Annotated in this window: 12 protein-coding genes; 3 read left to right on the top strand and 9 right to left on the bottom strand. The window is 64.5% G+C overall.

The window, feature by feature from the left end:
* Positions 1-7: 7 nt before the first annotated feature.
* The 5 genes from ACPWMG_RS18660 to ACPWMG_RS18640 form a co-directional block, all read right to left on the bottom strand.
* On the bottom strand, positions 8-871 hold the full coding sequence (locus ACPWMG_RS18660; protein ID WP_483300984.1) for a class I fructose-bisphosphate aldolase: 864 nt from the start codon (positions 869-871) through the stop codon (positions 8-10).
* Between the two features lie 106 nt (positions 872-977).
* Entirely contained in the window at positions 978-1,958 is a 981-nt protein-coding gene (locus ACPWMG_RS18655) for an aldo/keto reductase (protein ID WP_483300983.1), read from the bottom strand.
* Positions 1,955-3,007, bottom strand: a complete 1,053-nt coding sequence (locus tag ACPWMG_RS18650) for an ABC transporter permease (protein ID WP_483300982.1) — start codon at positions 3,005-3,007, stop codon at positions 1,955-1,957. The genes ACPWMG_RS18655 and ACPWMG_RS18650 overlap by 4 nt, the downstream gene beginning before the upstream one ends.
* Positions 3,004-4,551: a sugar ABC transporter ATP-binding protein gene (locus tag ACPWMG_RS18645; protein ID WP_483300981.1), complete on the bottom strand. Its 1,548-nt coding sequence runs from the start codon at positions 4,549-4,551 to the stop codon at positions 3,004-3,006. Before ACPWMG_RS18645 ends, ACPWMG_RS18650 begins: the two co-directional genes overlap by 4 nt.
* Entirely contained in the window at positions 4,548-5,579 is a 1,032-nt protein-coding gene (locus ACPWMG_RS18640; protein WP_483300980.1) for a substrate-binding domain-containing protein, read from the bottom strand. Before ACPWMG_RS18640 ends, ACPWMG_RS18645 begins: the two co-directional genes overlap by 4 nt.
* A 166-nt stretch (positions 5,580-5,745) precedes the next feature.
* Between ACPWMG_RS18640 and ACPWMG_RS18635 the strand changes: the two genes are divergently transcribed.
* Genes ACPWMG_RS18635 through ACPWMG_RS18625 form a run of 3 tightly spaced genes read left to right on the top strand, consistent with a single transcriptional unit; the run spans position 5,746 to position 9,760 of the window.
* A complete protein-coding gene (locus ACPWMG_RS18635; protein WP_483300979.1) occupies positions 5,746-7,227 on the top strand; it encodes an FGGY family carbohydrate kinase in 1,482 nt (493 codons plus the stop codon).
* A gap of 26 nt (positions 7,228-7,253) precedes the next feature.
* Positions 7,254-9,005: a glycerol-3-phosphate dehydrogenase/oxidase gene (locus tag ACPWMG_RS18630; RefSeq protein WP_483300978.1), complete on the top strand. Its 1,752-nt coding sequence runs from the start codon at positions 7,254-7,256 to the stop codon at positions 9,003-9,005.
* Positions 9,002-9,760 carry a GntR family transcriptional regulator gene (locus ACPWMG_RS18625; protein WP_483300977.1) on the top strand — a complete coding sequence of 253 codons (759 nt, stop codon included), beginning with the start codon at positions 9,002-9,004 and terminating at the stop codon, positions 9,758-9,760. The genes ACPWMG_RS18630 and ACPWMG_RS18625 overlap by 4 nt, the downstream gene beginning before the upstream one ends.
* Before the next feature lie 89 nt (positions 9,761-9,849).
* Here ACPWMG_RS18625 and ACPWMG_RS18620 read toward each other — a convergent pair whose 3' ends face one another.
* The 4 genes from ACPWMG_RS18620 to ACPWMG_RS18605 all read right to left on the bottom strand — a co-directional run bounded on the left by ACPWMG_RS18620 (position 9,850) and on the right by ACPWMG_RS18605 (position 12,576).
* The gene (locus tag ACPWMG_RS18620) at positions 9,850-10,431 is read right to left on the bottom strand and encodes a flavin reductase family protein (protein WP_483300976.1); all 582 of its coding nucleotides are present in this window, start codon (positions 10,429-10,431) and stop codon (positions 9,850-9,852) included.
* Positions 10,432-10,442: 11 nt separating this feature from the next.
* A complete protein-coding gene (locus ACPWMG_RS18615; protein ID WP_483300975.1) occupies positions 10,443-11,492 on the bottom strand; it encodes an NAD(P)-dependent alcohol dehydrogenase in 1,050 nt (349 codons plus the stop codon).
* 78 nt (positions 11,493-11,570) lie between these two features.
* Positions 11,571-12,173 carry a hypothetical protein gene (locus tag ACPWMG_RS18610; protein ID WP_483300974.1) on the bottom strand — a complete coding sequence of 201 codons (603 nt, stop codon included), beginning with the start codon at positions 12,171-12,173 and terminating at the stop codon, positions 11,571-11,573.
* A gap of 124 nt (positions 12,174-12,297) precedes the next feature.
* Positions 12,298-12,576: a hypothetical protein gene (locus ACPWMG_RS18605; RefSeq protein ID WP_483300973.1), complete on the bottom strand. Its 279-nt coding sequence runs from the start codon at positions 12,574-12,576 to the stop codon at positions 12,298-12,300.
* Between the last annotated feature and the right edge of the window lie 4 nt (positions 12,577-12,580).

The raw sequence follows: 12,580 nt of genomic DNA, 5'->3' as shown, positions 1-12,580 counted from the left end.
TCGGGATTCAAGCCGTGTGGCGCTTGGGTTCGCCAGCCGCGTACAACTGCCATGCAGCGTCGGCCGAGGCGCCGTCGTGGATCATGGCCATCAGTGCGCGCACCACCGATTGCGGGCTGGCGTGCTGGTACACGTTGCGGCCGTAGACCATGCCCACGGCGCCCTGGTCCAGCAGTTCACGCGAGCGTGCGAAGACTTGGCGCAGGTCTTCTTTTCCGCCACCGCGCACCAGCACCGGGCAACGCGCGGCCTCCACCACGCGGTGAAAGTCTTGCGGTTGTGTGGTGGGGTCGGCCTTGACGATGTCGGCCCCCATCTCGCGCGCCAGACGTACCAGCGTGACGATCTTGTCGGCGTCACCGTCCACCATGTAGCCGCCGCGCTCCGAGTGCGGCGCCATCACCAGCGGCTCGATCATCAAGGGCATGCCGTAGCGGTCGCAGTCGGCACGTACACGTGCGATGTTGGCCACACACTGGCGAAACAGCTCGGGTTCATCGGGCAGCATGAACAGGTTGATGACGGCGCAGGCCGCATCCATCTGCACGGCCGGCAACACCGGGTCTTGTTCGTTCTGCAGCATGGCCCACATCACGCGGTGGCGCGTGGCGTTGTAAGGGTTGCCCATGTCGATGCGCTGCACCAGGGCCGGCTTGTGCCGCTCCGGGCGGTTCTGCAGCAAATCGGCCTGGCCGAAGTTGAGCTGGATGGCATCGGGGGCTGCCGCCACCAGTTCGTCCATCACCTTCGGCATGTTTTCCAGGCCGACCAGAAACGAGGGTTCGTTGCAGACACCGTGGTCTACGGCGATGTCGAGGCAGCGGCCACGGGTCAATAAACGGTTGAGCCGGGCGGTCTTCAGAGTGGTCATGTCAAGGGTTCCTTTCAGGAGGGCCATTCGGGGTTAAGGGCGAAGCGGCGCGAGTTGCCCCAGGCGGCCGCTGTGGAGCGCCTAGTGCTCAGTGATGGAAGGGGCGTTAGTCCAAGCCGCTCAGGTGTTTGGCGTGCGCGGCCTCAATGGCGGCGCGTTGTGCTGGCGTCAGTGTCAGCTTGCCGGCTTGGGCGTTGTCAATGGCCTGGCGTGCATTGCGGGCGCCGCACAGGGCCACGTCAATTGCACCGTGCTCAAAAGTCCAGGCGATCATCAACTGCGAAAACGAGCAACCCAGCGCAGCCCGCAGCGGGGTCAGCTCATCGAAGAAGGCTTGCAGCGCCGCGCGGTTGCCGGGGCTGAAGCGCGGGGTGTTGACGCGCTGGTCGCCTTCGGCGAAGACGCGCGCCGGGTCGATAGGCCCGGCGAGTAAACCCAGCGCCAGTGACGAGTAGCCGAGTACCGCCACGCCATGGGCCCGGCACAGCGGCACGAGGTCGGCTTCGATCTCGCGGTCGAGCAGGCTGTAGCGTTCTTGAATGGCGTCCACCGGGCCATGGGCCAAATAGGCGCGCAAGGTGACGGCATCGACATTACTCACACCGATCGCGCGGATCTTGCCCTGGCGCTTCAGGTCGAGCAGGGCGGCCATGGTTTCTTCCACGGGCGTGGTCGCGTCTTGCCAGTGTGTGATGTAGAGGTCGATGTAGTCGGTGCGCAGGCGTTGCAGGCTGCTCTCCACTTCCTGGAAGATGGAGTCGCGCCCCAGGTAGCGGTGTACCGACTGCCCTTCTTCGTCGAAGAAGTGTGTGCCGTGGAAGGTGTTCCACACCAGGCCACACTTGGTGGCGATCACGGCCTCGTGCCGACGCCCCTGCAGCGCGGTGCCCACCAGCTTCTCGGCGTGGCCCAGGCCGTACGCTGGCGCGGTGTCGATCAGCGTGACGCCGGCGTCGAGCGACGCGTGTATCGCCGCAATCGCCGCAGCGTCGTCCTGTCCGCCCCACATCCAGCCGCCCATGGCCCAGGTGCCCAGGCCTACGGCCTCACACGTGATGCCAGAGGTGCCCAAGGTAACTGCTTTCATTGTTTTGCCTTTCTGACGTTCATGAGGTGGTCGATGGTCACGGCGACCAGCAGGATCAAACCCTTGATCACGTCCTGCCAATACGGCGAGACGTCGAGCAGGATCAGCGAGCTGGTCACCACCGACAGCAGCGCCAGGCCCAGAATGGCGCCAAGCACCGTGCCCGAGCCGCCTTTGAGGCTAGCCCCGCCGATGACCACCGCCGCAATCACATTCAGCTCCATGCCCACGCCGAAGGTCGGCGTGGCCGCACCGAAGCGCGCGGTGTAGACCACGCCCGCCACACCGGCCAGGGCCGAGCACAACACCGTGACCCAGAATTTCACGTGACTGGTGCGGATGCCCGAGTACAGCGCCGCCTTCTCGTTGCTGCCGGTGTAGAACACCTTGCGCAGCAAGGCCGCGCGGCGCAAGGCGATGTCGCTCACCACCACGATCACCGCGAAGATCAGGATCACCGTCGGAATACCGAACACGCTGCCTTGGCCAATGAACTTGAACTCGGCCGGCAGAGAGAATAGCGACTGCGGTGTACCCTGCGTCAGCGCCAGACACAGGCCCCGCACGATCACCATGAACGCCAGCGACGCGATGAAGTGGCTGAGCCCGATACGCGTGACGCAGCCGCCGATCATGGCGCCCACTGCCGCGCTGGCGGCTATTGCCACGGTGCTGGCGGTCCACGGGTCCACACCCATCAGGAACAGCTTGCCGGTGACAACCATCGCAAAACACACGACCGAGCCGACCGAGAGATCGATGCCGCCGACGATCAGCAAGATCGTCATGCCGACCACCACAATGCCCTCGATCGAGAACGACAACAGCATGGCGCGCACGTTGTCCCAGGTGAGGAAATAGGGTGACGCAAAACTTATGGCCACACACATGGCCGCGATGATCAGCACCAGGCCGGCTTCGCGCACGTTGGTGAGCCTGGGCCTTGCGCTACTTTGTGTGGGGGGCGCGCCAGCAGAGGCCTGTTGCGCGGTGGGCAGTTGCAGCACACCGCGGCCCGCCAGGCTGGAAGACTTCACATCGGACATCATGACAACTCCTGTGCTGAGAACCCCGAGGCCAGGCGGATCAGCGCCTCCTCGGTCATGGCGCTGCCCGACAACTCGCCGGCCACGCGCCCTTCGTGAATCACCAGGGCGCGGTCACACAGCCCAATGATTTCGGGTAATTCGGAAGAGATCACCACCACGCCTACGCCCTGGTTGGCCAGGTCGCGCAAGATGTGGTGGATCTCGGATTTGGCACCCACGTCGACACCGCGTGTGGGTTCGTCCATCAGCAGCACCGCAGGGTTGGTGGCCAGCAGTTTGGCGATGGCTACTTTTTGCTGGTTGCCGCCCGAGAGGCTGTCGGCCTCGATGTCGACCCCGGCCGACTTGAGGTTCAGCCGCTGGCCCAGTTCCTTGGCGAGTTGCTGTTCTGCCGAGCGCAGCAGCCAGCCCCAGCGCGAGCTCACGCGGCGCAGCGCCATCGAGGCGATGTTTTGCGCGATCGGCAGGTCGAGAAAAATGCCGGCCGCTTTGCGGTCTTCGCTGAGGTAGGCGATGCCGTAGTGCAGCGCATCGCTGTAGCGGCGCAACCGCAGGGGTTGGCCGTGCAGACTCACCACGCCACGGCGTGCACGGCGCAGGCCGCACACCGTCTCGGCGAGTTCGGTGCGCCCGGCGCCCATCAGGCCGGAGATGCCCAAGATCTCGCCGCGCCGCAGCGTGAAAGACACGCCTTGTACGCGGCCCTCGTCGTCTGCCAGGTCGTCCACTTGCAGTACGGCCTCGGTGGCCGATGGTGCAGGCGTGGCGGAGGTAGTCGATGCGGCCGCCTTCGGTGGATAGTATTGCCCCAGGTCGCGGCCCACCATGCAGCGCACCAGCGTATCGGGCGTGGTGTCGGCAATGGCGCCGGTGAACAGGTCGCGCCCATCGCGCAGCACGGTGGCACGGTCGGCGTGGGCAAAGATTTCGGCCATGCGGTGGCTGATGTAGATGATGCCCATGCCCTGGGCCTTCAGGTCGTGCAGCACGCGGAACAAGGCCGCCGATTCAAGCTCGGTGAGCGCAGCGGTCGGCTCGTCGAGGATCAGCACGCGGCAGTCCAGCGTGAGCGCTTTGGCGATCTCGACCAACTGCTGCTGCGACAGGCTAAGCGAGCCCACGCTGCGCCTTGGGTCGATCTCCTGGCCCAGGCGCTTCAATGCAGCGGCGGCGCGGGTGTTGAGCGCGCCGAAGTCCATCCAGCGCTGGCGGCCGGCGGCAATCTCGGGCATGAACAGGTTTTCGGCCACGGTGGCGTCTGCACACAGCGCGATCTCCTGGTGCACCAGGCCGATGCCCAGGCGCATGGCATGCGCCGGGCCGTCAACGACGACCGGTTTGCCGTGCAGGCGCACTTCGCCTGCGTCCGGCGCGTGGATGCCGTCGATGATTTTCATCAACGTGGATTTGCCGGCGCCGTTTTCACCACATAGGGCGTGGATCTCGCCGGCGCGCAGCGAAAAGTGCACGCCGGCCAGCGCGCGTGAGGCACCGAAGTGCTTCACGATGCCCCGCAACTCCAGCAGCGGTTGGTCTGCGCTCATTCGTTGATGCCTTTGGTGCCACGGCGCGCGAGGTACTTGTCCCAGTAGAAGTCGTCGGCGTTGGCCTTGCTGACGATGGACAGGCCGTTGTCCAGGAAGGGCACGGCCATGGGGTTGGTGCCGTTACGCTTGGCGTCGTTCATCGGGTCGATGAGTTGGGAATTCTTCGCCAGGAACAACATCATCATGCCCATGTAACCCTGCACGCCCTGGTTCGGGTTGACCGCACCAAACACGTCGCCCGACTTGATCATGTCGAGGATCTTCGCATTGACATCGCAGCACAAGACCCGGATGTTCTTCTTGGTCTCGACCTTGGCTTGCGCGGCACCCAGCGCCGAGTTCGCTTCAGGCATGAACAGCGCGCCGAGATTCGGGTTGGCCTGCGCCATGCTCAACACGGCTTGGTAGGCCTTGTTCGGGTCTTGGTTGCTGGCCGCGCGGCCCACCAGCTTCATGCCGGGGTGCTTGGTTTTCATGCGGTTGATGAAGGCGTTGATGCGGCGGTCGTGGTTGTCTTGCCCCGGGTTTTCAAGCACGCCGTAGTCGCCCTTGCCGTCCATGGCGGCGGCGATGGCGTCGGCCGCCTGTGCACCTTCGCGTTCGTTATCCGACGTGACGAAGGACACACGTTTGGAGTTGGGCGAGTCGGCCGCGAACGTGACCACCGGGATGCCCATGGCCGCCGCACGGTTGATGGGCTCGATGAACGGATCGGGGTTCATCGGGTGCAGCAAGATGCCGGCAGGCTTGCGCGCCAGTTCTTGTTCGAACGACGCGAGCTGTTTATTCACGTCGTATTCCGGCGTGCCGGTGTAACGCGTGCGCACGCCCAATGTGCGCCCGGCTTGCTTCATCATTTCGTAGACCGGGAACCAGTACTCCACGCCAGACACCATGACGTTCATCACATAGACGTCATTGGCATTGCCTCGGATGCCGGGGGCGGCGGCAGCCTGTGCGAACGCCTGGCTGCCCGCCATGCCCATGCTGGCCACGGCGGCCGTCTTCAAGAAATCTCGCCTCATTGCGTACTCCTTTTGTCTCGTTGATCTTCTGGGTGAATTGCCGATAGGGTGCAACTGTCAGACAAACGTTGTCATGACAGCGATGGAATATAGACCAGTAAAAATATTCATTTATTAGGGGAAACGCTGCTACGATCGCCAAAAAAACCTAGCACGATGTCATAACATGAACGCAGACATTTATATCGGTATAGACATGGGCTCCACTGGCCTGAAGGCCGTCGCCTTCGAGGCAGGCAGTGGGCGCGGGCTGGCAGCAGCGGGCGGCGGATTGCCGTTTTTGCATCTTCCGGGAGGCGGCTGCGAGCTCACGGCAGAGGCGATTGAAACGGCGCTCGTGCACGCGTTGCGCAGCGTGGCCGAGCAACTCGGCGCTCGCTCTCGTCACGTGCGTGCGGTGGCGTGCACCGGCCATGGCGCGGGGTTGTATGCGCTAGACCGCCACCAGCGGTTGCTGCGTGGACGTGCCGTAGCCTCTACCGACCAACGCGCTGCGGCACGGGCACGCAAGTTGGGTGCGCAACACGGTGCGGCGCTGTTCAACGACGTGGGCTGCGGCTCCTGGTCGGGCCAGCCCACGCTCATCGCGGCCGAACTGCTGGGCGCCGATGCGGTGCGCCATGGCGAGGTGCACCGGCTGTTGTTCGCCAAGGACTACCTCACGCTGCTGCTCACCGGAGAAATGGTCACCGACGCCAGCGACTTGAGCACGGCAGGGCTGCTGTCGCTGGCCACCGGCGAGGTGTCACGCAAACCGTTCGAAGCCGCTGGGCTGGCAGACCTGGGTAAGGGCGCGCTGCCACGCATTGGCCAGGCCGGCACGGTGGCGGGGCTGCTGCTGTCAGCACGCGCCGCGCAATGTGGTTTGCCTGCGGGCTTGCCGGTGGCGGTGGGCACGATCGACCTGTTGGCCTCGCTGGCGGCGGTAGGCGCAGACCGCCAAGGCCAGGCGGTGGCCATCCTCGGCACCTGGTGTGTCAACGCGGTGGTGGGGCCGGTGGAGGCGCCGCAGCCCGCCGTTGGCGCTGTGGTGCATTTTGGTGATGCGGCGCGGCGCCTGTATCTGGAGAACAGCCCCTCGTCGATGGCGAATGTGGCCTGGCTGGCGCGCACGCTGAACCTGCCACACGCAGCGGCGGTGGTAGAAGCTGCGATGTCGGTGCCGCTGGGGGCCGAGGGTTTGCGTTTTCTGCCTTTCATCAACGGTGGTGGCGCGCCGCAAGGGGCCACGGCTGGCTTCATCGGCCTGCAGGCGCACCATGGCCCGGCCCACATGGCGCGTGCGGTGGTGGATGCCGTGGGCGCGTTGCACGTCAGGCACCTGAAGCGGCTGGCGTCGTTTGGCCTGGGCGTGCCGGGCTTGGTGTCGGCGCTCGGCGGCGGTGCGCGCGATGTGCGCATGGTGCAGTTGATCGCCGGGTTTCTGGGGCATGCGGTGGAGCGCTGTGGCGACGACGAAACCGGCGCGCGTGGCGCGGCATCCTTGGCCGCCTTGTCGCAAGGTTTGCAGAATGCCTTGCCTGCGCAGTGCGAACGCATCGCGCCGCCAGCGGATGCCGATGCGCATGCGGCGTTCTACAGCAGCTTCAACGAACTGGTCGAGTCGCTATCTCCGGCTTTCCTAAAGCTGGCGGAGGCTGGCCGGTGAGCGCGCGACCTTTTTCTCAACCATTCGTGCGCCCCGCCGATCTCGATGGCCGCCACTTCTCCACCGTCATCGTCGGTGCGGGCATCAACGGTGTGGGGGTGTTCCGCGATCTGTCGCTGCAAGGCGTGGACTGCCTGGTGGTCGACAAAGGCGACTTTGCCTCGGGCGCGAGCAGCGCGCCATCGCGCATGATCCACGGCGGCTTGCGTTACCTGGAAGGTGGCGCTTTCTCGTTGGTGGCCGAGTCCACACGCGAGCGCAACCGCCTGCTGCAAAACGCACCACATCTGGTGCGCCCGCTGGAGACGGTGGTGCCCTTGTCGAGTCACTTTGGCGGACTGCTCAGCAGCCTGCTGCGCTTCACCGGCTTGACAGCGGCGCCGAGTGAACGCGGTTTGTTTGTGGTGGCCCTGGGCCTGCGTCTGTACGACTTGCTGGGCCGGCGGCAGCGCACCATGCCGGACCACAAAATCCAACGTGTGGGCGCGGTGGATGGTGCCTTGTTCCGCGCTTCGGTACGCTGGACCGCAACCTACTTCGACGCCTGGATTCGCCACCCCGAGTGGCTGGTGCTGGAGCTGATCCACGACGCCTGCCGCGACCAGCCCGCGTCTGCGGCGGCCAACCACTGCCAGGTGATGGGCTGCGAGGGGCACACACTGGTGCTGCGCGACGAACTGACCGGCCAGCTCAGCCACGTGACGGCCGATGTGGTGGTCAACGCCACCGGCGCCTGGCTCGACCGCGCGGCCAGACCCTTGGCTGGCACCGGGGACCGCGTCATGGGCACCAAGGGCTCGCACCTGGTGCTGGCCCACCCCGCACTGCGCGAGGCGCTGGCCAGCAGAATGGCTTACTTTGAAGCCACCGATGGCCGGGTGTGCATCGTCTATCCGTTCCTCGACCGCATTCTGGTGGGCTCCACCGACATCCTCATCGACGACCCCGACCAGGTGCGCACTGAAGCGGTGGAAATCGACTACCTGCTGGAAGTGCTGCGCGAACTTTTCCCCGCGCTGCACTTCGGCCGCGACCAGGTGGTCTACACCTACGTGGGGGTGCGGCCGCTGGCGCGCGCGCCGGGCGGCAACCCTGGGCAAATCTCGCGCGACCATGCGATTGCGGTCGACCCGCCGAATGCCACCCGTGCCGTGCCGTTGGTGAATCTGGTGGGCGGCAAGTGGACGACGTTTCGTGCCTTGGCCGAGCAAGCGACCGATAGGGTGTTGACCGAACTCAAGGTGACGCGGACCCGGTCCACGCAAGATTTGCCCATCGGGGGTGGCGCCCATTTCCCTCAGAGCCCTGCGGAGACAGAGCGCTTTGTGGCGCAGATTCAGGCGGCGTGTGGGGTCACGCATACACGCGCGGTTGAGCTCCTGGCACGTTATGGTTCCAACGCGTTCACGTTGGTTCAAGCGTTTTCTGCGCCCGACGACGTGCCACTGCAGCACGCGCCAAGTTACTCGGTCGGCGAAGTCCGGCACCTGTGCCGTCACACTGGCGTAGAGCACCTCGACGACCTGGTGCTGCGCCGCACGTTGCTCGCCATCCGTGGCGAACTCAACGCCGCTGCTTTATCTGAACTGGCCGACATCGCAGCCGTGGCGCTGGGTTGGTCTTCCACGCGCCGCGACACCGAACTGCAGACTTGCGCGGCGTTGCTGCGCGAGCGGCACCATGTCCATTTGTCCGTGCACGAGCCCGTTTTGCCCGCCAGTTTGGAGGCATCATCCAAGGTCTCTGCTCCCTTGTTTATTACCCCGGTCACGACGTGAACAACCCACCCTCGCTCCCCCCCGCACTCGACCGCAACTCTGGCGCGCCGCTGTGGACGCAGTTTCGTGACACCTTGCGTGCGCGCATCCTCCAAGGCGAGCTGCCCGTGGGCGCCAAGTTGCCCACCGAGGCCGAGTTTGGCGACCAGTTCGCCATTTCGCGCATCGTGGTGCGCGAAGCCTTGGCCGACCTGGTGCGCAGCGGCCTGATTTACAAGATCCGGGGCCAAGGCGCGTTTGTGGCCGCACGTGAACGCGATGAAGATTTCGTCTCCACCGTGCTGGGTTTTTCGGACGAGATGGAGCGCAAGGGCCGCACCGTGCGCACCCAGGTGTTGCTGCAGGAACTGCGCGCGCCCACGGCCGAAGAAGCGGCCGCGCTGGGCCTTGCAGGCACAGACACCCAAGTGGTGGCGCTGCGGCGCCTGCGCAGTGTGGACGGTGAACTGCAACTTCTGGTTGAAACCTCGGTGCCCGCCGACATCGCCCCCGGCCTGCACCGCACCCGGCTGGAGAACCGCTCGCTCTACGACGTGTTGCGCCGCCAGTATGGCCTGCGCATTGTGAAGGCCGAGCGCTGGATTGACGCCGTGCTGCCCGAGGGCGACACCGCCGCATTGCTGATTGTCACGCCCATGGAGCCGCTGCTGCGCATCGAGTCGATTGCCTATGGCGCCAATGGACGGCCGATCGAGTATTACCGTGCGGTGCACCGCTGCAAGACCAGCCGATTACACGTGCAAACGACGACGTGATGGCGTTGGGGTGAACAGCAGAGTTGAGCTGCGGAGTGGAACAGAAGAGTTTGCCGCATAGCTTACCGCCAGCGGCATAAACGCCGCTTTTAAAGCACCACCTGCAGCGAAACACCGGTGGCGTAGAACTGCCCGCCGGCCACATAGTGCAGCGTGCGCAGCGCGTCGGGCGCTTGGTCAAACTCCCAGTGGCCGCTGCGGAACACGCGTTCGTCGGCCCAGGCGGCGGTCACCTCGGCAATGAATAAGTCGTACTGTTGCTGGTTGTGTGGCTCGGGGATGACGCGGCATTCGAGCCAGGCCACGCAACCTTGCACCAGCGGCGCGGCCACCGTTTGGCCGGCAAAGGTGGTCACGCCGTGGCGCGCCAGTTTGTCGGGGTGGGTGTTGGCGCTGTCGGTGCCCAGGGCCAGCGTTTCGCGGGCGATGGCCACGCAGGGCACGTTGAGCGCAAACGTGCCGCTGCCTTCGATCAACGCCCGGGTGTGCGTGGCCTTGTCGATCACCACCGTCACCTTGGGCGGCGCAAAGTCAAGCGCGCAAGCCCAGGCGGCGGCCATCACGTTGACCGCGCCGCCATGGCTGGAGGACACCAACACCGTGGGGCCGTGGTTGAGCAGGCGGTAGGCCTTGTCCAACGGCACGGCCGTCACGTGTGCGGGCAACTGCATAGGCAAGGGGTTCAAAGCGTCGCCATGTCCACCACGAAGCGGTACTTCACGTCGCTTTTCAGCATGCGTTCGTACGCGGTTTCGATCTGGTCCATGCGGATGACTTCGATGTCGGACACGATGTGGTGCTTGGCGCAGAAGTCCAGCATCTCTTGTGTTTCGCGGATGCCGCCGATCAGCGAGCCGGCCAGGCGGCGGCGCTTCATGATCAGGCTGAACACGTTGGGCGAGGGGTGTGGATTCTCAGGGGCGCCCACCAAGGTCATGGTGCCGTCAAGCTTCAGCAACGCCAGGAAGGCGTCGAGGTTGTGCGGTGCGGCCACGGTGTTCAGGATGAAGTCGAAGCTGCCGGTGTGGGCCGCCATCTCGTCAGCATTCTTTGACACCACGACTTCTTTCGCACCCAGGCGCAAGGCGTCTTCACGCTTGTTGGCCGATGTGGTGAACAGCACTACGTGTGCGCCCATGGCGGCGGCAATCTTCACGCCCATGTGGCCTAAACCACCCAGGCCAACGATGCCCACCTTGTGGCCGGGGCCCACGTTCCATTGGCGCAGGGGCGAGTAGGTGGTGATGCCGGCGCACAGCAGAGGTGCCACGGCGGCGAGTTCTGCATCGCTGTGGGTGATCTTCAAGACAAACGATTCGCGCACCACCATGGCGCTGGAGTAGCCGCCATAGGTATTGGCGCCCGTGCCTTGCTCGGGGCCGTTGTAGGTGCCGGTAAAGCCGTTGTCGCAATATTGCTCCAGGCCGTCGGCACACGGGGCGCAATGCTGGCAACTGTCGACCATGCAGCCCACACCGACGATGTCGCCGACTTTGAACTTGCTGACCAGGCTACCCACGGCAGTGACGCGGCCGACAATTTCGTGGCCGGGCACCGAGGGGTAAACCGTGTTGCGCCATTCGTTGCGCGCGGTGTGCAGATCGGAGTGGCACACGCCACAGTGCAACACGTCCAGCGCCACGTCTTGGGCGCCCACGTTGCGGCGGTCAAAACTGAAAGGGGCCAATGGGGTTTTGGCGGATTGGGCGGCGTAGGCTTTGGCTTGTGCCATGGGGAACCTCCTGTGAGTGATGAACTAACGGAACCAGAAGACAGTGCGGTGTTGGTGTATAGCGTGAAGGCTTGGCCTTCAGCCTTGCAGCAACGCCAGATACGCTTTGCGGGTGGCCGGTGACACCGACGCTACCACTTGCGCGTACGCGGTTTTGTGACGCGCCAGCAAGCGCGCCGAGGCCACGGTTTTCGATTTGCAAAACCAGTGGCAGGTGTGCTGCATCAAAAATAATTCTGCCGACATGGTGAAGGCCTTGTCGCGTGGTGCGATATCGCTGGCCAATGCCGCCGCAGCGATACCGTTGGCATGGATGGCAAAGGCCTGGCGCAGGTCGAAGGTGGCTTGCGGCAGCAGTTTGTCGACGCCGGGAATCGCGATCGGCAAGCGGCTCACGCGGGTGCTGTTGGCGTCGAGCCGGGCGAAATCTTTGGCGAACTGGCTGAACTGCTCGCTCAACTGGCGTTCGGTGGTGCGCAGTAGGCTCCAGATCTGTTCGCGGCGTTCGCCGGGCTCTTCACCCAGGGCGCGCAGGTAGCCCTCGGTGAGGTTTTCCATGAGCTTTTCGATCTGGAAATGCCCCAGTTGGCTGCCCAGCAGCGCAATGTGCTGGCGCTGCGCACGTGTGTTGAGCACGTAGACCAGCACAGCAAAAATCAGAACCAGGGTCAAACCATCCATAGTATTCAAGAGGGGTGCAAAAAGCGCGGGGTGGGGGTTGATCGGAGTGACGCCCTGAGGGTGTACCACAGCCGGCAATGCCGGTGTGAGGCAGCGTGTTTGAGACCCGCCTAGGCCTGGATTTTCAACCGCTTTCCAACGGCGTTTCGGTGGCAACAGCGTTTTTTTGTGCGCGTTGATGGCGCGGGAATGCCAGTGCCAGCGTACGCAGCCAGGCTTGCGGCCCACTGAGCGCGAGAATCCACTCTTGCTGCTGCCAGTGCTCCGATCGCGTGATCACCATGTGGATCAGGTTCGCGATCAAGCCACCGGTGAAGATGGCGTTGAGCCCGTTGAAGGTGGTGAAGTGCAGGTCGCGCAGGCGGCGCTGCAGGTCTTCGATGTGGGATGGCACAGCGCTCATGGTT

Origin of the sequence: Hydrophilobacter chitinilyticus, from assembly GCF_049860745.1 — a bacterium.
In the GTDB taxonomy this organism is placed as follows: domain Bacteria; phylum Pseudomonadota; class Gammaproteobacteria; order Burkholderiales; family Burkholderiaceae_C; genus Rhodoferax_B.
This window is presented reverse-complemented; position numbering and strand designations above follow the sequence as displayed.